16 protein-coding genes and 1 pseudogene are annotated in these 19,635 nt (G+C 61.0%); 9 read left to right on the top strand and 8 right to left on the bottom strand.

Annotated elements, in window-relative coordinates; all coding sequences use genetic code 11:
* Positions 1-51: 51 nt before the first annotated feature.
* The 6 genes from arcD to G5195_RS03465 form a co-directional block, all read right to left on the bottom strand.
* Positions 52-1,488 (bottom strand): arginine-ornithine antiporter, encoded by a 1,437-nt coding sequence (arcD, locus tag G5195_RS03440; RefSeq protein ID WP_005336921.1) that lies wholly within the window; start codon positions 1,486-1,488, stop codon positions 52-54.
* A gap of 358 nt (positions 1,489-1,846) precedes the next feature.
* Positions 1,847-2,626 (bottom strand): SDR family oxidoreductase, encoded by a 780-nt coding sequence (locus G5195_RS03445; protein WP_421222545.1) that lies wholly within the window; start codon positions 2,624-2,626, stop codon positions 1,847-1,849.
* A 52-nt stretch (positions 2,627-2,678) separates the two neighbouring features.
* On the bottom strand, positions 2,679-3,581 hold the full coding sequence (mmsB, locus tag G5195_RS03450) for a 3-hydroxyisobutyrate dehydrogenase (protein ID WP_088869123.1): 903 nt from the start codon (positions 3,579-3,581) through the stop codon (positions 2,679-2,681).
* A gap of 51 nt (positions 3,582-3,632) precedes the next feature.
* Complete coding sequence (locus tag G5195_RS03455; RefSeq protein ID WP_323905606.1) at positions 3,633-4,745, bottom strand: enoyl-CoA hydratase/isomerase family protein; 1,113 nt, start codon at positions 4,743-4,745, stop codon at positions 3,633-3,635.
* 18 nt (positions 4,746-4,763) lie between these two features.
* Complete coding sequence (locus G5195_RS03460) at positions 4,764-5,546, bottom strand: enoyl-CoA hydratase (RefSeq protein ID WP_005336930.1); 783 nt, start codon at positions 5,544-5,546, stop codon at positions 4,764-4,766.
* A 140-nt stretch (positions 5,547-5,686) separates the two neighbouring features.
* Complete coding sequence (locus tag G5195_RS03465; RefSeq protein WP_421222548.1) at positions 5,687-6,844, bottom strand: acyl-CoA dehydrogenase family protein; 1,158 nt, start codon at positions 6,842-6,844, stop codon at positions 5,687-5,689.
* A gap of 306 nt (positions 6,845-7,150) precedes the next feature.
* Between G5195_RS03465 and G5195_RS03470 the strand changes: the two genes are divergently transcribed.
* From G5195_RS03470 to G5195_RS03510, 9 genes are all read left to right on the top strand, one after another.
* On the top strand, positions 7,151-8,293 hold the full coding sequence (locus tag G5195_RS03470) for an isovaleryl-CoA dehydrogenase (protein WP_421235854.1): 1,143 nt from the start codon (positions 7,151-7,153) through the stop codon (positions 8,291-8,293).
* Positions 8,290-9,891, top strand: coding sequence for a carboxyl transferase domain-containing protein (locus G5195_RS03475; protein ID WP_421222550.1), 1,602 nt, complete (start codon positions 8,290-8,292; stop codon positions 9,889-9,891). The genes G5195_RS03470 and G5195_RS03475 overlap by 4 nt, the downstream gene beginning before the upstream one ends.
* 11 nt (positions 9,892-9,902) lie before the next feature.
* Complete coding sequence (locus tag G5195_RS03480; RefSeq protein WP_421222552.1) at positions 9,903-10,739, top strand: enoyl-CoA hydratase-related protein; 837 nt, start codon at positions 9,903-9,905, stop codon at positions 10,737-10,739.
* Entirely contained in the window at positions 10,736-12,724 is a 1,989-nt protein-coding gene (locus G5195_RS03485) for an acetyl/propionyl/methylcrotonyl-CoA carboxylase subunit alpha (RefSeq protein WP_421222554.1), read from the top strand. Before G5195_RS03480 ends, G5195_RS03485 begins: the two co-directional genes overlap by 4 nt.
* A 14-nt stretch (positions 12,725-12,738) precedes the next feature.
* A complete protein-coding gene (locus G5195_RS03490) occupies positions 12,739-13,689 on the top strand; it encodes a hydroxymethylglutaryl-CoA lyase (protein WP_421235858.1) in 951 nt (316 codons plus the stop codon).
* A 2-nt stretch (positions 13,690-13,691) separates the two neighbouring features.
* A complete protein-coding gene (locus tag G5195_RS03495) occupies positions 13,692-14,102 on the top strand; it encodes a MerR family transcriptional regulator (RefSeq protein WP_047436889.1) in 411 nt (136 codons plus the stop codon).
* Positions 14,103-14,138: 36 nt separating this feature from the next.
* Positions 14,139-14,900, top strand: coding sequence for a substrate-binding periplasmic protein (locus G5195_RS03500; protein WP_421204798.1), 762 nt, complete (start codon positions 14,139-14,141; stop codon positions 14,898-14,900).
* 52 nt (positions 14,901-14,952) lie between these two features.
* Complete coding sequence (locus G5195_RS03505) at positions 14,953-17,955, top strand: DUF748 domain-containing protein (protein WP_421222556.1); 3,003 nt, start codon at positions 14,953-14,955, stop codon at positions 17,953-17,955.
* 224 nt (positions 17,956-18,179) lie between these two features.
* Positions 18,180-18,776, top strand: a complete 597-nt coding sequence (locus G5195_RS03510; RefSeq protein ID WP_005336948.1) for an acetate uptake transporter — start codon at positions 18,180-18,182, stop codon at positions 18,774-18,776.
* Positions 18,777-18,925: 149 nt separating this feature from the next.
* On the opposite strand, the gene G5195_RS03515 is transcribed toward G5195_RS03510, so the two are convergent.
* Together G5195_RS03515 and G5195_RS03520 are read right to left on the bottom strand one after the other, a co-directional pair.
* Positions 18,926-19,429 carry a tyrosine-type recombinase/integrase gene (locus G5195_RS03515; protein WP_421222565.1) on the bottom strand — a complete coding sequence of 168 codons (504 nt, stop codon included), beginning with the start codon at positions 19,427-19,429 and terminating at the stop codon, positions 18,926-18,928.
* A 27-nt stretch (positions 19,430-19,456) separates the two neighbouring features.
* Positions 19,457-19,549, bottom strand: a pseudogene (locus G5195_RS03520) (hypothetical protein); the annotation flags it as partial.
* Positions 19,550-19,635 lie beyond the last annotated feature (86 nt).

Consider the following 19,635-nt stretch of genomic DNA (forward strand, 5'->3'; position numbering starts at 1 on the left):
TCTGCATGAAAAAAAAGAGATGGCGCGAGGGCCATCTCTTCATTGTGCCGGTTAGTGCAGTGGAATGGTACCGTCCATCACCTTGTAGAAGGCCAGCACGGCACAGCCGAGCAGGGCCGCCGTCATCCCCTGCTCCAATCGGTTAAGGCCGCGCAGACCGTGATGCTGACGCGCCTTCCAGTAGATGAAGATGCCCGGGCTGTAGAGCAGCGCCACCAGCAACAGGTACTCCACACCGGCAGCGTAGACCAGCCAGCAACCGTAAACGGTCGCCACCAGAGCCAGCAGCAGGTCACGCTTGCGTTGATGAGGTTGACCCTGATAGGTCTCCCCTTTCAATGCCAGCTTCAGGCCATAAGCGCCCGAAAAGACGTAAGGCACCAGCGCCGCCGAGGTTGCGATGTTGACCAGCGCCAGATAGGTGCTGCTCTGGAAGTAGATGATGATCAGGAAGATCTGCACCAGACAGGTGGAGCACCAGAGGGACACCTGCGGCGAGCCGTTCTTGTTCTCCTTGGCAAACCAGCCCGGGAACACACCGGTCTTGCCCGCGATGTAGGGCACTTCAGCGGCCAGCACGGTCCAGCTGAGCAGAGCACCCATCACAGACACCACCAGACCAATGTTGATAAGCCAGGCGCCCCAGGGGCCGACCACGGCTTCAAGGATCATGGCGGTCGAAGGGTTCTTGAGCGCCGCCAGTTGCGGCTGGCTCATGACACCCAGCGAGAACAGGGTCACCATCACGTAAAGCGTCAGGGCGCCGAGCAGCGCCAGCACGGTAGCTCGGCCCACATCCTTGCGATGACGGGCACGGGCAGAGACCACCACCGCCCCTTCAATCCCGATAAAGACCCAGAGGGTCACCTTCATGGTGGACTTGACCTGATCCATCACGGAGCCCAGCTCCATATTGTTCTGGCCCCAGATATCCAGAGTGAAGGTATCCATGTTGAAGGCCAGCAGGATCGCGACACAGAAGACGATGAGCGGCACCATCTTGGCGATGGTGGTGACGATATTCACCAGCGCAGCAACCTGTACCCCGCGCAGCACCAGCGCATGCACCGACCAGATCAGGATGGAGGCCAGCGTGATGGCCACCGGCGTATTGCCGTCACCGAAGATGACGTTGTCAGGTGTATCGAAGAAGTAGCTCAGGGCGCTGAACACCACGATGGCGTAGGAGACGTTGGCCAGCAGTTGGCAGAGCCAGTAACCCCAGGCTGCGTTGAAGCCGATAAAATCGCCGAAACCGGCTTTGGCATAGCTGAAGATACCGCCATCGAGATCGGGGCGGCGCATGGAGAGGTTCTGATAAACCAGCGCGAGACAGATCATGCCCAGACCGGTGATGGCCCAACCCAGGGCGACCGCCCCGGCACTGGCATGCGCAGCAATGTTTTGTGGCAGACTGAAGACCCCGGCGCCGACCATGGAGCCGATCACCAGCGAAATGAGGGCGCCCAGCCCTAGTTTCTTGTCCATTTCAATCCTGTTTATTTAGGCGGCGGCAGAGCGTCCGTATTCATACTGCGCGCAATATGGGAGGGGCTGGGAATCCTGACCCCGTGAAAAAGGCGGCAACTATATTGCATGACTATTCCGACCGCAATCCCTCGTCCCGTCAATCATGCACCGCCTTGACCGCGCGCAATTTTACAGCACTGACCCATATGGCCTGTGAGCTGGCTCAAATTAACCAAGACCCATTGATATTTCTCATTTTTCTGCCAACACAACCTGACTCGCATGGTTCCTATGCATCGCCATTCAGGCACTCTCTGTATAAATAATCTGCATAAAAAAGCCCCGGTGGAAACACCGGGGCCCATTATGTAAATCCCTATAAACGCAAACCGCCATCCAGTTCTATCATCCTTCCCGACAGATAGTCGTTGGCAAAAATAAAGCTCACCGTCTCGGCCAGCTGTTGCGCCTCGCCAAGGGTGCCGACCGGAATGGCCTGCTGCATCCGCGCCATCGCCTCCGGCTTCATCGCCGCCGTCATGTCGGTGGCAAATACCCCGGGAGCGATCCCCATCACCCGAATGCCATGGCGCGCCAGCTCCCGCGCCCAGGTCACCACCAGCGAGGCAACCCCCGCCTTGCTGGCGGCATAGTTGCTCTGGCCAATATTGCCGGCGCGGGCGATAGAGGAGATGTTGATGATAACGCCCTCCTGCCCCCCTTGCGCCATCAGCGCCGCCCCCTCGCGACCGCAGAGGAAGGTACCTGTGAGGTTGACGTCAATCACGCTCTGCCACTGGGCCAGCGTCATCTTCTCCACCAGCTCACCCTCTTTCACCTTGATCAGCATACCATCGCGCAAAATGCCGGCGCAGTTGATAAGACCGTGCAGCACGCCAAAACGCTCCTTGATGGCAGCAAAAACCGACTCAACCTCGGCTTCGCTCGCCACATTGCAGACAAACAGCTCGCACTGGCTATCTTGATCGCACTGATCATTCTGACTGTGCACCAGGGCTGCGGTCGCCTCCAGATCGACGCGATTGATGTCGAGCAGCGCCAGCGTCGCCCCCTGTGCGCCCAGGGCCAGCGCAATGGCCCGTCCCAAGCCACGTCCAGCGCCGGTAATAACGATGACCTTATCTTTGATATCCATCAATGCTCCTTGTAGCTGGTCGAAGAGAGATGCCTTGAAGAGAGGTGGCCCGTCAGGCGGGATCCTGTTTATCCAGATAGAGTTCGACGATGCTGGAGAAATCACGGCTCCCCTGCCCCTGAGCGGCATGCAGGTTGAACAGGTTACGCGCCAGCGCCCCCATCGGCACAGCGCTGTGGCCATGCTCGGCCAGCGCCATGGCCAATCCCAAATCTTTCACCATCAGCCGGGTCATAAATCCCCCCTGATAGTTGCGGGCGGCAGGGACATTCTCCATCACTCCGGGCCAGGGGTTGTAGCGCTCCAGACTCCAGTTGTTGCCGGAGCTCTTGCCCATGATGGTGGAGAGCACGGCGGGATCCAGCCCCTCCTTCACCCCGAGGGCCAGCGCTTCGGCAGTGCCCGCCATATGGATCGCAAGCAGCATGTTGTTGCACATCTTGGCGATCTGCCCCGCCCCCAGCGTCCCGGCGTGAAACAGGTTCTGCCCCATGCAGGCGAGCAGGGGTTTTGCCGCCTCGAAATCTGCCGCGTCGCCGCCAACGATAAAGGTGAGCGTCCCGGCGGCCGCACCGGCGACACCGCCCGAGACAGGGGCATCGATAAAGCGCAAACCACGGGCGCGGGCCGCCTCCCCGACCTGACGGGCAGAGTCGACATCGATAGTGGAGCAGTCGATCACCAGTGCACCAACCGGCAGGGCCGCCAGCAGATCCTGCCCCTCAGACAACCAAAGATCGCGCACATGCTCCCCAGCAGGTAGCATGCTGATCACCACCTCGCAGCCGGTCACCGCCTCACGGGCATCCCCCGTGGCAATGCAGCCAGCGGCGATGGCGCGCTCAATGTTTTGGGCAACCAGATCAAACACCTGCACCCTGTGCCCGGCCCTGGCCAGATTGGCCGCCATGGGCCCCCCCATGTTGCCGAGCCCGATAAACCCTATCCTTGTCATCCCGCTTGCTCCTTGCGTTGCTGATGGCGGCCTCCGCCGGTTGCCAAGATGTTATTCCTTGCAGGCCAACGGATTGCGCCCCTGCGGCCAGCGATAGAACTCGTCCAGCCACTCCCCCTCCGGTGGCCACTGTTGCCAGCGGGGATCTTTATCCTTGTCGATCAGCAGTGCCCGTACCCCTTCCACAAAATCCCCCTTGAGCACACAGTTGACCGAGAGGGTCAGCTCCTCGGCAAATACCTCTGCCAGTGAGTTGCGGCGAGCCTGCCAATATTGACGCCACAAAATGGCGCGGCTGATGGGGCTGCCGGTGCGGCAGAGCTGCTGCGCCTGCTGGAGTACCGTCTCCTGTTCATCGAACTGAGCCTCGAACAACCGCGCCAATACCCCTTGCAGCGTGCGCCCCGCCAGCAGGGCACCGATCCTCTGTTGATGGGGCAGCAATACAGGCGCTGGCAAGCGGGCCGCCACCTCACTGTGCAATTCCCTGAGCAGCAGATCGATCTGCTCGCGGGGATCACCACTGCCAGCCCACTCGAGCACGGCGAGGCGTGACAACAGCGCACTGCGCTCGCCGCTGGCGATGGCGTGATCCGCCAGCCCAAGACCGATGGCATCACTCCCGTTGAAGCGGGCGCCAGTCAGACCGAGCCAGAGCCCGAGCCGCCCCGGCATCCGGCTTAAAAACCAGCTTGCCCCCACGTCGGGGTAGAGGCCGATGGTCACCTCCGGCATGGCGAACAGGCTCTTTTCGGTCACCACCCGAAAATCGGCTCCGGCAAACAGGCCAATACCCCCCCCCATGCAGATACCGTCAGCCACGCAGATCAGGGGCTTGCGGTAAGAGTGGATGTGGTGGTCGAGCCGGTACTCCTGCTCGAAAAAGTCGCGGGCATATTCGAACAGTTCCGATCCGCTTGCCTCCTGCTTGCGGTAATAGAAGGAGCGGATATCGCCACCGGCACAAAATGCCTTCTCACCCGCCCCCTGCAGCAGCACACAGACGATGGCGGGATCCTGCTCCCAACGGGTCAGCGTCTGTTGCAGGATCTGGATCATCGGAAGGCTCAATGCGTTGAGAGACGCAGGGCTGTCGAGGGTCAACACCCCGACCTGATGGCCATCTTCGGTGGGATAACAGCTAACCTTGACCGGCTCACTCATAAACGGCTCCGTATGGATTTATTCTGTTGGGCCATATTGCCAGCGCGGTAAGCGTTTCTCCAGGAAGGCGGCCACCCCTTCACGCTGATTGGCATCGCTAAAGAGATCGAGAAACAGCGACCGCTCAAGGGGCAAGGCGGCATCCCGCGGGCCACTGCGGCCCTGATTGATCAGGGTTTTGCAGGCGCGCAGGGCACTCGGGCTCTGGCGCTCCACCAGATGGGCCATCTGGTGCGCCGCCTCCCACGCCTGACCGGTTTTCACCACCTCCTCCACCAGCCCCATCTCGTAGGCCAGCGAGGCACTCACCTTCTCACCGCAGAGGATCATCCGCTTGGCCCAGCCCGGCCCCACCAGCTCGGTCAAACGCTGGGTGCCACCGGCACAGGGGAGCAAGCCCACCGAGGCTTCCGGCAGTCCCAGCAACGCCTGCTGCTCGGCGATGCGGATATCACAAGCCAGCGCCACTTCCAGCCCGCCTCCCATGGCATAACCATTGATGGCTGCGATACTGACGCCGTGAAAACGGGCCAGCGCCTCGAAGGCCTTGCCAAAGGCCTCGGCTACTTCGCGGGCCAGCTCGACATTCCCCTCGACAAACATATTGAGGTCGGCACCGGCGCAGAAAAATTTGTCGCCCGCACCACGGATCACCAGTGCCACCACATCGGGACGACTGTCGAGCTCCACCATCATCTGCAAAAAGGCCTGCAGGCTGGCGAGGGTCCAGGTATTGGCAGGGGGATGGTCGAGGGTGATATAGGCCACGTGGCCATGATATTCGAGTCTGATCCTTGTCATAACATTGTCCTTGTCGATGAAGCTGCCGCCATGATGACAGGCTTGAGTGACACCAACCTGTGGCTGGCTCACAAAGCCGAAACCGGCATGGCACGGTGCAAATCGGGTGGCAGGCAACACACCCTTGATGCGACCACCGGCTAGCCCAGCGACAAACCGGGATCGGTCAGCATGCGGCGCGCGATGATGAGTCGCATCACCTCGTTGGTGCCCTCCAGAATGCGGTGTACCCGGGTATCGCGCAGATAGCGCTCGAGCGGATACTCGCGGATATAACCATAGCCGCCAAAGAGTTGCAGAGCCTCATCACAAACCCGATAACCGACGTCGGTGGCAAACCGTTTGGCCATGGCGCACCAGGCACTCTTGTCGGGATCCCCGCGATCAAGTTTGTCAGCCGCCTGACGCACCAGCAGACGGGCGGCAGCCAGCTCGGTCGCCATATCGGCCAGGCGAAATTGCACGCTCTGGAATTCGCTGATCGGGTGACCAAATTGCTGGCGCTGCTGCACATAGGCCAGCGCATCGTCCAGTGCCTGCTGGGCAGTGCCCACCGAGCAGGTGGCGATATTGATGCGCCCCCCATCAAGCGCCTGCATGGCGAACTTGAACCCTTCCCCCTCTTCGCCCAACCGATAGCAGGCAGGAATGCGAACCCCATTGAAAACAACCTCCCGGGTCGGCTGGCTGTTCCAGCCCATCTTCTCTTCTGCCTTGCCGTAGCTCACGCCGGGGGCATTAGCCGGTACCATAAAGGCTGAGATCCCCTTCGCACCTTCACCACCGGTGCGCGCCATCACCACCAGCACATCGCTGCTGCCCGCTCCCGAGATAAAGACCTTGGTCCCCTCGATGAGGTAGCTGTCACCCTCGCGCACCGCTCGGGTCTTGAGGGCCGCCGCATCGGAGCCCGCGCCCGGCTCGGTGAGGCAATAGGAGCCCAGCAGCTCGCCACTGGCCAGTTTGGGCACCCACTCCTTGGCAACCTCGGTGGGCAGCCAGCTGCCCAGCATCCAGCTCACCATGTTGTGAATGGTCAGATAAGCCGTGGTCGAGGTACAGCCCATGGCGAGACGCTCGAAGATGAGGCTCGAGTCAAGTCGCGGCAGCCCCAATCCGCCAAACTGCTCCGGGGTATAGAGACCACAAAACCCGAGCTCGGCCGCCTGCTTGATGGTCGGGATCGGAAACTCATGCTCCTTGTCCCAGCGCGCGGCATTAGGTTTGAGCGCATCGTCAGCAAAGGCGGCGGCCGCATCCACATACGCCTGTTGATCATCGGTCAGGGTAAAATCCATCTCGTCGTTCTCTCCCTATGTTGCCCCGCGCTTATTGTCCCGCATTAGTGCTTTATGACGCGGCGCCCACACGCTGCGTCAGTCGGATCTGCCACTATGGCGCTGTTGTCGTGGTAGCTGATGACGCTCTCACTACCACCGCTTTATCGACACACAACAGATTAACAATTGATTTACGTTTACGCTAACGTAAACTTGTGGCAGAAGTGAAGTACAAAATGGACAGACCACTGCCAGCCGTAACGCCGAGTCAGCCGGTCGAGCCAACCTTCCAACCCGACTGTCATATCCGCAAGGAGAGCATGGATGCAGATGGATGAGACCCTGAATGCCCTGACCGAACAGGTTGCGGCCTTCTGCCAGAAAGTGATCGCCCCGCGCGCCAGCGAGATCGATCAGAGCAACGCCTTCCCCCGTGATCTCTGGCCCCGGATGGGTGAGCTGGGGCTGCACGGCATCACGGTGGCGGAGGAGTATGACGGGGTGAACCTCGGCTATCTGGCCCATGTGCTGGTGATGGAGCAGGTGAGCAGCGCCAGCGCCTCGGTCGGCCTCTCCTACGGCGCCCACTCCAATCTCTGCATCAACCAGATCCACCGCCACGGCACGGCGGAGCAAAAAGCACGCTACCTCCCCCCGCTGGTGAGCGGCGAGCATGTGGGGGCGCTGGCCATGAGTGAGCCGGGAGCCGGGTCCGATGTGGTCAGCATGCGCCTCACCGCGGAGCGCGAGGGCGATCACTTCGTGCTGAACGGCAACAAGATGTGGATCACCAACGGGCCCGATGCCGACACCTTCGTCATCTATGCCAAGACTGATGCCAGTGCAGGCCCCAAAGGAATTTCTGCTTTTATCGTTGAAGCTGGCACTCCCGGTTTTTCTACCGCCCAGAAGCTCGACAAGCTGGGGATGCGCGGCTCCAGCACCTGCGAGCTGGTGTTCGACAACTGCCGGGTGCCGCAGGAAAACCTGCTGGGCACCCTGCACGGCGGGGTCAAGGTGCTGATGAGCGGGCTCGATTACGAGCGGGTGGTGCTGGCTGCGGGCCCCCTTGGCATCATGCAGGCCTGCATGGATGTAGTGCTGCCCTATGTGCGTGAGCGCAAGCAGTTTGGTCAAGCCATCGGCGAGTTCCAGCTGGTGCAGGGCAAGCTCGCCGACATGTATACCCGCCTCGCCAGCAGCCGGGCGCTGGTCTACTCGGTGGCGAGCGCCTGCGATCAGGGGCGCACCAGCCGTAAAGATTGCGCCGCAGCCATCCTGTTTGCCGCCGAAAACGCCACCCAGATGGCCCTCGACGCTATCCAGCTGCTCGGCGGCAACGGTTACATCAACGAATACCCCACTGGCCGCCTACTGCGGGACGCCAAACTCTACGAGATCGGCGCCGGCACCTCGGAGATCCGCCGCTGGCTCATCGGCCGCGAGCTGATGGGAGAAAATGCATGAGTCGTATCCACTCCCGCCTCGACACGGCGAGCCCGGAATATGCGGCCAATCGGACCGCCATGCAGGGGCTAGTCGACGATCTCCATATTCGCATTGCCGAGATCGCGCTAGGGGGCGGCGCGGCCAACAACGCCCGCCATCTGGCCCGTGGCAAGCTGCTGCCCCGCGAGCGCATCAATCAGCTGCTGGACCCGGGCTCCCCGTTTCTCGAACTCTCGGCGCTGGCTGGCTGGCAGGTCTATGACGAGCCGGTCCCCGCCGCCGGTATCATCACCGGCATCGGCCAGGTCTCGGGCCGGCTCTGCATGCTGGTGGTGAACGACGCCACAGTGAAAGGCGGCACCTACTACCCGCTCACGGTGAAAAAACACCTGCGCGCCCAGGCCATCGCCGAGCGGCTGCGCCTCCCCTGCCTATATCTGGTGGATTCCGGCGGCGCCTTCTTGCCGATGCAGGACGAGGTGTTCCCCGACCGGGATCACTTTGGCCGCATCTTCTACAACCAGGCCCGCATGTCGGCCCAAAACATCCCTCAACTGGCAGTGGTGATGGGGCTCTGTACTGCAGGCGGCGCCTACGTCCCCGCAATGGCTGATGAATCCATCATGGTCAGGGAGCAGGCCACCATCTTTCTGGCCGGCCCACCGCTGGTCAAGGCCGCCACTGGCGAGGAGATCAGCGCTGAGGCCCTGGGCGGCGCCGAGGTACACTGCGCCCACTCCGGCGTTGCTGATCATATGGCCCGTGACGATGCCCATGCGCTGGCCATCGCCCGCACGCTGGTTACTCATCTGGGTAACGAGCCGATAGAGAGCAGCCCCGGCTACGAACCCCCCGGCTACCCGATCGAGGAGCTCTACGGTCTGGTGGGCACCAGCCTCAAACGTCCTTACGATGCCCGCGAACTGATTGCACGACTGGTGGATGGTTCTGACTTTGACGAATTTAAGGCGCTGTTCGGCACCACTCTGGTGACCGGCTTTGCCCGTATTTTCGGCATGGAAGTGGGGATCCTCGCCAACAACGGCGTGCTGCACAGCGACAGTGCCCAGAAGGGGGCCCACTTTATCCAACTCTGTAACCGGCGTGCCATCCCGCTGCTCTTTTTGCAGAACATCACCGGCTTTATGGTGGGGAGCAGCGCAGAAAAGGAGGGGATCGCCAAGCACGGCGCCAAGCTGGTCACTGCAGTGGCCTGCAGCCGGGTGCCCAAGATCACCCTGATCGTCGGCGGCAGCTTTGGCGCTGGCAACTACGGCATGTGTGGCCGCGCCTATGAACCCGATTTTCTCTTTAGCTGGCCCAACAGCCGCATCTCTGTCATGGGGGGCGAACAAGCTGCCGGAGTGCTGGTGCAGGTGCGTCGCGACAAGCTGACTGCCGAGGGCAAGGATTTGAGCGAGCAGGAGGCGGCCGCCATCCGTGCCCCGGTGATCGAGCAGTATGAGCGCCAGGGTCACCCCTACTACGCCAGCGCCCGCCTCTGGGATGATGGCGTCATTGACCCGGCCCAGAGCCGCACCGTACTGGCGCTGGCGCTCGCCGCCTGTCAGGGGGCCCGCGCAGAACCCGAGCAGTACGGCATCTTCCGGATGTAAGGAGCAAACCCATGTCAGATCCACTTACTTCCTCCCAGACCCCATTTCGGCTGCAGCGGCATGGCCCGCTGGCCGAGCTGGTGCTGTCGCGCCCGGCCCGTCACAACGCCTTTGATGCCGACCTGATGCTGGGGCTGCTCGACTGCCTCGATGACCTGGCCCATCTCCATGGTCATGATCTTGCCGAACGTCCTCACGCCCTGCTGCTACGTGCCGAGGGAAAACACTTTTGCGCAGGCGCCGACCTCAATTGGATGCGTAATCTGGCCCACGCCGATTTCGAGCACAATCGCGAAGACGCCCGGGTACTGGCCCGGCTGATGCAGACCCTCGACGAGCTCCCCTTCCCCACGGTAGCTCTGGTGCAGGGGGCCGCCTATGGCGGGGCGCTCGGCCTCATTTGCGCCTGCGATCTGGTGCTGGCCAGCGATGATGCGCGCTTCTGCCTCTCAGAGGTGAGCCTGGGTCTGGTGCCTGCGGTGATCAGCCCCTACGTGGTGCGCACCATGGGAATGCGTCAGGCGCGCCGCTACATGCTCAGTGCCGAGCCGTTCGATGCCATCACCGCCTGTCGGCTCAATGTGGCACATCAACTCTGCAAGCCGGATCAACTGCTGGTGGAGGGGCGGGCGCAGGCCCTTCGTCTGTGCCGCAACGGGCCGGAGGCGATGAAAGAGACCAAACGGCTGCTGGCGGCGATAGAGGCCCATCCCTCCCGCCTTCATGAAGAGAGAACCGTCGAGACCATCGCCCGGGTTCGGGTGGGGCTCGAAGCCCAGGAGGGGATGCAGGCCTTCTTCGACAAACGTCCTCCCGCCTGGCGTCCCCGTTTCAAGGATGAGACATGACCCACCACACTCAGATTAAACGCCTGCTGATCGCCAATCGCGGCGAAATCGCCGTGCGCATCATCAAAACGGCGAAACGCCTCGGCATCCACACTATCGCCCTCTACTCCGATGCCGACGCCCACGCCATGCACACCCGTCTGGCCGATGAGGCCTGGCATCTGGGGCCCGCACCGGCCAGAGAGAGCTATCTGGACACCGGCAAGGTGCTGAAGGTTGCCAAAAAGGCGCGCGCCGATGCCATCCATCCCGGTTACGGCTTTCTGTCGGAAAACAGCGATTTTGCCACCGCCTGCGAACAGCGCGGCCTGCGCTTTGTCGGCCCAAGCGGCGCCGCCATTCTCGCTATGGGCGATAAATCGGGCGCCAAGGCGCTGATGCAGGCTGCCGGTGTACCTGTGCTGCCCGGCTATCACGGCACGGATCAGCGGCCGGACTTTTTGCGCGATCAGGCGAGCCAGATTGGCTTCCCGCTACTTATCAAGGCGGCCAGTGGCGGCGGTGGCAAGGGGATGCGCCGGGTCGATCAGCTGGCCGACTTTGACGCGTCGCTGGCGGCAGTCAAACGGGAAGCCAAGGCCGCCTTTGGTGACGATCTGGTGCTGCTGGAGCGCTATCTGCCCCAGGCTCGCCATGTTGAGGTGCAGGTCTTTGCCGATAGCCTCGGCAACGCCATCTATCTGGGGGACAGGGACTGCTCCTTGCAGCGACGCCATCAGAAGGTGATCGAAGAGGCGCCCGCCCCCGACATCCTTCCGGCTCTGCGCCGCGCCATGGGGGAGGCAGCCGTGGCCGCAGCCAAGGCCATCCACTATCAGGGGGCTGGCACCATCGAGTTCCTGCTCTGCAAGGATGAGTTCTTCTTTATGGAGATGAACACCCGGCTGCAGGTAGAGCATCCGGTCACCGAAGCGGTGACCGGGCAGGATCTGGTGGCCTGGCAGCTGGCCGTGGCCGAGGGCAAGCCACTGCCACTCACTCAGGAGGAAGTGGTGCTGCGCGGCCATGCGGTGGAGGCGCGCCTCTACGCCGAGGATGTGGCGGCCGGTTTTTTGCCTGCCAGCGGGCCTATCCACTGGCTCCACTGGCCCGTTGGCGTGCGCATCGACACTGGCGTCACCGCTGGCGATGAGGTGAGCCCCTATTACGATCCCATGATCGCCAAGCTGATCGCCCACGGCCAGAGCCGCACCGAGGCGTTCGCCAAACTTGCCGATGCGCTGGCTGCGCTGGATCTCGGCCCGCTGGTGCACAACGGCGCGCTCTTGCTGCGCCTTTGTGAAGAGCCTGACGTCCTGGCCATGGGCCACCATACCCAGTGGCCCATCCCCACCACAGCGCAGCCCATTCCTGAACTCGCCTGGCCGCTGGCCACCCTCTGGCTGGCGAGCCGCCCTGCGGGTCACTCCCCCTGGCAGCAAGCCTGCGGATTTCGGCTGGGACCGGATCGCTGCTGGACGGCGGCGGTGCGCATCGGTGATGAGCACCGGGTATTGACCCTTAACGATCATGGCGGCCAGTTCGAGTGGCAAGGGGAGACTCATTGCTACCAGAGAGGTGACGATCATATCCGGCTGCAGCAGGGTGGCTGCTGGCAACAGATCCCCATTCAGACGGTCGCAGGCTCGGAGGCAACCTTCATCATGACCCTAGGGGGCCAGCGCATCCGCTTCGCGGCTGATGATCAGCTGCACAATCACCACCATGATCAGGTAAACGAGAAGGCGCAGGGCGCCATCGCCCCTATGCATGGCATCGTAGTCGCGGTGCTGGTCGAGCAGGGACAAGCAGTCAACAAGGGGCAACCCCTGCTGGTGCTGGAAGCGATGAAGATGGAACACCAGCTACGTGCAGAGCGGAACGGGGTAATTGAAGCCCTGCATTGCAAACAGGGTGATCAGGTGAGCCAAGGGGCCGTGCTGGTGCGCTTTGCCGATGCCGCCCTAGAGGAGAACGCCATCAACCAACAAGCGAGTAGATCATGAACAGAGGAGCAGCCATGCCGGATGACAAGGTCAGTCTGGTGGAGATGGGGCCGCGCGATGGCCTGCAAAATGAAACCAACCCGCTGACACTGATCCAGCGGCTGGAGCTGATCCAGCGACTGGCCGACAGCGGCCTGCAACGCATCGAAGTGGGTGCCTTTGTCTCTGCCAAAAAAGTGCCGCAGATGGCGGACTCCGCAGCGCTGTTCGAGGCACTGCCGCGCAACGGCTCAACCCGTTACGGCGCTCTGGTGCCCAATCTGCAAGGCTTGCAGGCTGCCATTGCCGCCCGCGCCGACGAGATTGGCCTCTTCACCGCCTGCTCCGACGGTTTTACCCGCGCCAATATCGGCATCAGCGTGGAGGAGTCGCTGGTCCGCTTCGCCCCGCTGGTGCAGGAGGCGCGCCGCCTCGGCATCAAGGTACGCGGCTACCTCTCCACCGTCATCGCCTGCCCGTTCGATGGCCCGACCCGCCCGAAACGGGTCGCTGCCATGGCCGAGCAACTGCTGGATCTCGGTTGCCACGAAATTTCGCTGGGGGACACCATCGGCGTCGGCACTCCGGGCACGGTGGCGCCCATGCTGGATGCGGTGCTGCACGAGATCCCGGCGGGTCGACTCGCGGTCCATTTTCACGACACCTACGGCCAGGGGTTGGCCAATCTGCTACCCGCGCTGGAGCGCGGCATTCGCACCATCGACTGCTCGGTGGCGGGGCTTGGCGGCTGCCCCTATGCGCCGGGCGCCTCCGGCAATGTGGCGTCAGAAGAGGTGGTCTACCTGCTGCACGGCCTTGGCATGACAACCGGGGTGGATCTCGACAAACTGGCGGCCACCGGCCAGTGGGTGAGCGAGCAGCTCGGCCGCGCCAACGGCTCGCGGGTCGGTCAGGCCTTGCACGCCAATGCCGAACGGCTGCGTGCCCGCCTCTGCCAGCCACACGCCCAGCAACAGGAGTCATGACCATGTCCCGTTCCCTGCCCGGCAAGGAGATCACCTACAGCATCTCGGAGCTGGCCCACGAATTCGATGTCACGCCGCGCACCATCCGCTACTACGAGGATGAGGGGCTGCTCACCCCGCTGCGGGAGGGGCAAACCCGCATCTACAGCCACCGGGACAAGATCCGGCTCAAATTGACCCTGCGCGGCAAACGGCTGGGGTTTAGCCTGGCCGAGATCCGCGAGCTGTTCGATATGTACGACACCGACAAATCGAGCAAAACCCAGCTCCACTCCATGATCCAGCTGATCGATGAAAAGCGCGACGCACTGCGCCAACAACTGGAGGATATCCAGATGGTGATGGCCGAGCTGGAAGCCGCCGAACAGCGCTGTGTTAATTCCCTTAACAGCTTGAAAACTGGCGCAGATTAACCGAATCTGGGAGCAAGCTATTGCCCTGGGGATCCCATGAGATATTGGTGCTGGTTTTTGCTCTTGTTCAGCCTCTCTGGCTGGAGCCATCCCCTCATCAAGGTTGGTGGATACCCCTATGCCCCCTTTGTGGTCAAACTCCCCGATTCCCGCTATGAAGGGCTGACGCTGGACCTCATCGCCAAGCTAAACGAGATCCAGCAAGAGGTAAGATTCGTGTTTGTTCCCACCTCGGCCGCCAACCGTTACAAGGCGCTCGATCTGGGCCGTTTCTCGCTGATGCTTTTTGAAGACACCAAGTGGGGCTGGGACACAGATAAATTCAAAATGACAGCCCCCTTTCTCGGTGGTGGTGAGGTCTATGTGGCCCTGAACAAAACGGGCCGAGATCAGCGCTTTTTCGATGACCCCTCTCGGCATCATCTTATCGGGGTGACCGGCTACCACTACGGCGTCGGCCAGTTCAATGCCGATCCTCTCTACCTGCAGCGCAAGCTCAATATCACCCTGGTCAAGGACAACATCAGCGCCCTGCAAGCCCTGCTCAAAGGGCGTGGCGAGGTAGCCATTCTCAACGTTTCCTACCTTAACCAGTATCTGCTGGCCCATCCCGACACCGCCGACCAGCTGCTGATCTCGCAAAAATGGGATCAACAGTATCAGCACCGCGCCATCCTTCACCCTGCGGCCCCCATTACCCCTGCCCAGCTGGAACAGTGGCTCGCAGCGCTGCAAAAAAAGGGGGAACTGGATCGCCTTTGGACAAAGTACGGCGTACAACAGCACGCAACCCCATGATTACTATCCAGCTTTTCTGTACCATGGTGGGAACCAAATGGGAGTGCACCAAATGAACACCACCGAGCCCGCGTCCCCCAAGCTCCGCTTGCTGCGCTACCTTGCCTACGCTTTCCTGCTGCTTCTTATCCTGATCACCCTGCTGCTGTGGCAAACCCCCCGTCTGGTCCAGCGCTATCTGCCCGGCTGGCTCGCCGAGCACTACGGCCTGCAACTGACGCTGGGTGAGATTGACGTAGGGCTGCGCAACCCTTCTCTCACCCTCGGCGCGACTGCCCTGCTCGATGCCAAACAGCAGCCTATCATCCGTTTTGAGCAGCTCTTTATCACCCCAAACCTGCAAGCCAGCTGGCAGCAGAAAGGGGTCGTGCTTTCCGCCGTCACCCTGACCAAACCCGTGGTGCTGCTGCAACGGCTGGCAGACAAAAAGGGGGAGGTTCGACTCAATCTGACCGATGCGCTGGCGACCCTGCTCGCCCCTTCGCCCTCCCCCGAGCCCGAAATAGCCAGCGCCCCACTGCTGGTCGATATTGCCAGCGTCAATGTCACTGACGGCCATGTGCGCTATCAGGATCAGCGCAAGGAGAGCGAACCCGGCTGGTTGCCGCCCCTCAATCTGGAGAAAGTGGCCCTCAAGCTCGATAACCTGCGCACCGAGGCAAATCACCCGACCGCCTATCAGCTGAGCGCCGCCATCAACGGCAAAAGCAGCCTCGCCGCTCATGGCAAACTCGCTGTGATGAGCGGCATGGGTCAGGGCAAAGCAAGCCTCAAACAGGTCGACCTGAAACCCTTCGCCCCGCTCTGGGCACCCTATCTCAAGCTGGATCTGGCCAAGGGCCACGCCAATGCAGAGGTGGAATACCAGCTTAAAGAGGGCAAGCAAGGGGTACTGTGGCAATTGTCCAAAGGCAAGCTGACGCTGGACAACTGGCAGCTTAAAAAACACAAGGGCGACGAATTTGCCCGCGTCGGCCAGTTGGCCCTTAGCGAACTGGCTGTCGATGGCCAGAAACAGTCGCTCCAGATCGGCAAGGTCACTCTGCAACACCCCCTGCTCAAGGCCACCCTCAACCCACAGCTGGAACTGGATCTGGCTGACTTGCTGATTGAACAGGCCCCCGCCAAACCCGCCAAAGGGGCCCACGCCGCAAACGAGGTGGCCAACAATGCGGCGCCCAAGTCGGCACAACAAGCAAAGACCGCCGGTAACGGCAAGCAACATACGCCAGATAAACCCTGGCAGTGGCAGATCAAGCAGATCCTTATCGAAAAGGGCGATCTCACCCTCACCGAATCGAGCAGCGGCAAACCGCAGGCACGCCAGCTCTCCGGCCTCAAGCTGGCGCTGGGGCCACTGGGCAGCAAGGGGGAGCAACCGAGCAATCTGACTCTGGCCACCCAGTTCAACCAGAACAGCCCCCTCACCTTTGATGGCCAACTGACCCTGAGCCCCTTCACCCTTAGCGGCGACATCAACCAGCAGGGGCTACCCCTCACGCTGGCACAGCCCTATCTGGCCGATCTGGTGCGAATCAAGGTGCAAAACGGGCTGCTGAGCAGCAAGACCCGCCTTGATCTCGCCACCACCGCCCAAGGAGATCTGAGCAAGCTGACCCTGCAGGGGGGGCTCGATGTCAACGGGCTCAAAGTAGTCGATCGGGCAGACAATCAGCGGCTGCTGGAGTTCAACACCCTGGCTCTCACCGGTCTGACGTACGACGGCATCAGCCAGCAGATGCGGATCAAGGAGATTGCCCTGAACAAGCCCTTCGCCCGCATCGAGATCAACGAAGATGGCACCACCAACCTGCAACAGCTGCTGTTGCCGCAACCGGCGGCAACCAAAAGTACTCAAGCGGCGGCAGGCAGCAAGACTCCCGACTTTCGTTTCACCATTGACCAACTGCGCACAGAGCAGGGCAACCTGCGCTTTGCCGACCGCAGCCTGAGTCAGGATTTTGTGGCCGATATCGCCTCGCTGGGCGGCCAGAGTCGCCATATCAGCAATATTCCGGGGCAACGCTCCGATCTCGCCTTCAACGGCAAGGTGGATCGCTATGCGCCAGTGACCATTCGCGGCGGTACCAACCTGCTGGTGGCCAACCCAATCCTCGACATCGCGGTCGCTTTCCACAATCTGGAGCTCACCACCTTCACCCCCTATTCGGGCACCTATGCCGGTTATGCCATCGACAAGGGGCAGCTCTCCATGAAGCTGCACTACAAGCTGGAGGGCAACCGGCTGGAGGGGGATAACGACATCACCATCAAGAAGCTGCAACTGGGCGAGAAGATCAAGAGCGATCAGGCCAAGGATCTCCCGCTGGGGTTGGCCATCGCCCTGCTGAGCGATGCCAACGGGGTGATACAGATGAACCTCAAGGTGAAGGGGGATCTCGATCAACCGGACTTCAGCATCGGCAATATCTTCTGGGATGTGCTGGGCAACACCCTGAGCAAGGCGATCACCTCCCCCTTCTCCCTGCTCGCCTCGCTGGCCGATGGCACCGAAGATCTCGACGAACTCCCCTTCCTGCCGGGGGATCCCGATCTCACCCCCACCCAGCAGGAGAAACTGGTCAAGCTGGCGCAGGCCCTCAAGGATAGACCCAAGCTCAGCATGAACATTCGCGGCAAGGTCAACTTCAACGAGGAGCGCCCCATCCTGCAACGGCAAAAGCTGGAACGGGTACTGGCCAAGCTCACCGGCAATCAGGCGGATCTCGACCTGCTGGAACAGGACCCCGCCCTGCAAGAGGCGCTGGCCCAGGCCTATGAAGAGCGCTTTGGCGAAGATCTGGATGACCTGGCCGCTCGGCTCCATCTGGATGAAGAGAGCGCGGCACTGCGGGCCCAGGCGGTGATCCTGCTGCGGGATCAGCAGCTCATCACCGCCAAATCCCTGCGCAATCTCGCCATGCGCCGGGCGCAAAATACCAAGGAGTTTCTGGTCGACAGCCAGGGGATCGCCCCGGAGCGGCTGTTCGTGCTCGACAGCCAGGTCAAGGAAGAGGACAAGGAAGCCAAAGTGATCCTGACACTGGATCAGTAAGGCCGCCGCACTGCACAAAAGCGTAATAAAAATACAACCCCTCAACTATTTTGACACCTTTTGCTCACCAAACAGCCTGCCTTGGTGAGCATTTGGCCTCTGATGCAAATAATCACGTAGTTTTTTTACGATTTATCCCCCTTGCCCCCTTGCGGGCGCGCCGCAGCCTGCCTAAAATCGCGCGTCTTTTGTTAACCCCCACCTCTATTTTTGGAGAACGCCACGTGAGCGAAAAATTGGCCAACCCTGCCCCTCTGGGTCTGATGGGTTTCGGTATGACCACCATCCTGCTGAACATCCATAACGCAGGTTTCTTCCCCATCAGCGCCATGATCCTGGCCATGGGCTTGTGCTACGGCGGCATCGCCCAGATCATCGCTGGCATCATGGAGTACAAGCGTGGCAACACCTTCGGTGTAACCGCGTTCACCTCCTACGGCCTGTTCTGGCTGAGCCTGGTGTTCCTGCTGATCATGCCGACCATGGGTCTGGCCGAAGCCACTCCGCACGCCTACATGGGTTGGTATCTGCTGATGTGGGGCATGTTCACCCTGTTCATGCTGGTTGGCACCATCAACTACCCGCGCGCCAAGCAGTTCGTGTTCGCCTCCCTGACCGTGCTGTTCTTCCTGCTGGCCGCCCGTGACTTCACCGGCAGCACCCTGATCGGCACCATCGCCGGTTTCGAAGGCATCATCTGTGGCGCCAGCGCCATCTACCTGGCCATGGCCACCGTGATCAACGAGCAGTTCGGCCGCACCGTAATGCCGATCGGCGATCACAAGAAAGCTGCCGCCGTACAGCTGAAAGCCGCTGCCTGATAGGTAAGCCACTCAGATTGTGAAAAAGGCACCCTCGGGTGCCTTTTTGCTATTTATACGGTCTGAATTACCTTCTATTTCTCAGTAAATTACAGCACTACCACCCCTTAATCCCTCTCCAAATGGGCCAAAGTGTGGACGCTATGTGGTCACGCCATTTCAAGCTTTCCCCTTAGCGGATTGAGCATCACCGCATCTTGTAGGTAGTCTGGCGCAAAATGGGCATAGACCATTGTCTGCTGAATATTCGCGTGCCCCAGAATGCGCTGGAGTGTAATGATGTTCCCACCATTTATCATGAAGTGCGTAGCATAGGTGTGCCGCAAAATGTGCAGCGCCTGCCCCTTTGGTAGCAGCGGCTTAACCTCCTTGAGCGCCGTTCTGATTTCCATATAGTCCGCCTTTGGAAAAACCAGCCCTTTGCCTGAACCAGTAATCAACTGCTCTAGCTCAGTTGAGATCGGCACCACTCTCTGGCGACCATTTTTGGTCTCAACGAATATCGCTCGTTGATTAACCACATGTTCCGCACGCAACTGGGCTGCTTCGCTCCACCTTGCCCCTGTACTCAGACAGAACAGCACGATTTTATGGCTATCCCCTTCCAGCCTCTCTAACAGCGCCCTGATTTCGGAAGCAGTCAAATAACTCATGGCTGTCACGGCAACTTTCAGCTTTCTCAGCTCCCCCAAAGGGTTGTCGCCAAAAAAGAGCCCTGAGTCTATCAATGCGGAAAACATGCCGCTTAGACAGGCTAACTCACGGTTGATCGTGCTGGCCTTTGTAGTGGTCTAATCATCCCGGACACCATTTTAGGTGGTACAGTCGCCACCATGACCTGAGGTGTTCAATGACAAGA

It is taken from the genome of Aeromonas sp. 601039 (assembly GCF_049174415.1).
In the GTDB taxonomy this organism is placed as follows: Bacteria; Pseudomonadota; Gammaproteobacteria; order Enterobacterales; family Aeromonadaceae; genus Aeromonas; species Aeromonas veronii_A.

Coding starts and splice junctions, on each gene's coding strand:
- G5195_RS03490 (WP_421235858.1), top strand. CDS start 12,739: ATGCCGGATGACAAGGTCAGTCTGGTGGAGATGGGGCCGCGCGATGGC.
- G5195_RS03465 (WP_421222548.1), bottom strand. CDS start 6,844: ATGGATTTTACCCTGACCGATGATCAACAGGCGTATGTGGATGCGGCC.
- G5195_RS03475 (WP_421222550.1), top strand. CDS start 8,290: ATGAGTCGTATCCACTCCCGCCTCGACACGGCGAGCCCGGAATATGCG.
- G5195_RS03495 (WP_047436889.1), top strand. CDS start 13,692: ATGTCCCGTTCCCTGCCCGGCAAGGAGATCACCTACAGCATCTCGGAG.
- G5195_RS03500 (WP_421204798.1), top strand. CDS start 14,139: ATGAGATATTGGTGCTGGTTTTTGCTCTTGTTCAGCCTCTCTGGCTGG.
- G5195_RS03505 (WP_421222556.1), top strand. CDS start 14,953: ATGAACACCACCGAGCCCGCGTCCCCCAAGCTCCGCTTGCTGCGCTAC.
- G5195_RS03480 (WP_421222552.1), top strand. CDS start 9,903: ATGTCAGATCCACTTACTTCCTCCCAGACCCCATTTCGGCTGCAGCGG.
- arcD (WP_005336921.1), bottom strand. CDS start 1,488: ATGGACAAGAAACTAGGGCTGGGCGCCCTCATTTCGCTGGTGATCGGC.
- G5195_RS03445 (WP_421222545.1), bottom strand. CDS start 2,626: ATGGATATCAAAGATAAGGTCATCGTTATTACCGGCGCTGGACGTGGC.
- G5195_RS03470 (WP_421235854.1), top strand. CDS start 7,151: ATGCAGATGGATGAGACCCTGAATGCCCTGACCGAACAGGTTGCGGCC.
- G5195_RS03460 (WP_005336930.1), bottom strand. CDS start 5,546: ATGACAAGGATCAGACTCGAATATCATGGCCACGTGGCCTATATCACC.
- mmsB (WP_088869123.1), bottom strand. CDS start 3,581: ATGACAAGGATAGGGTTTATCGGGCTCGGCAACATGGGGGGGCCCATG.
- G5195_RS03515 (WP_421222565.1), bottom strand. CDS start 19,429: ATGAGTTATTTGACTGCTTCCGAAATCAGGGCGCTGTTAGAGAGGCTG.
- G5195_RS03455 (WP_323905606.1), bottom strand. CDS start 4,745: ATGAGTGAGCCGGTCAAGGTTAGCTGTTATCCCACCGAAGATGGCCAT.
- G5195_RS03485 (WP_421222554.1), top strand. CDS start 10,736: ATGACCCACCACACTCAGATTAAACGCCTGCTGATCGCCAATCGCGGC.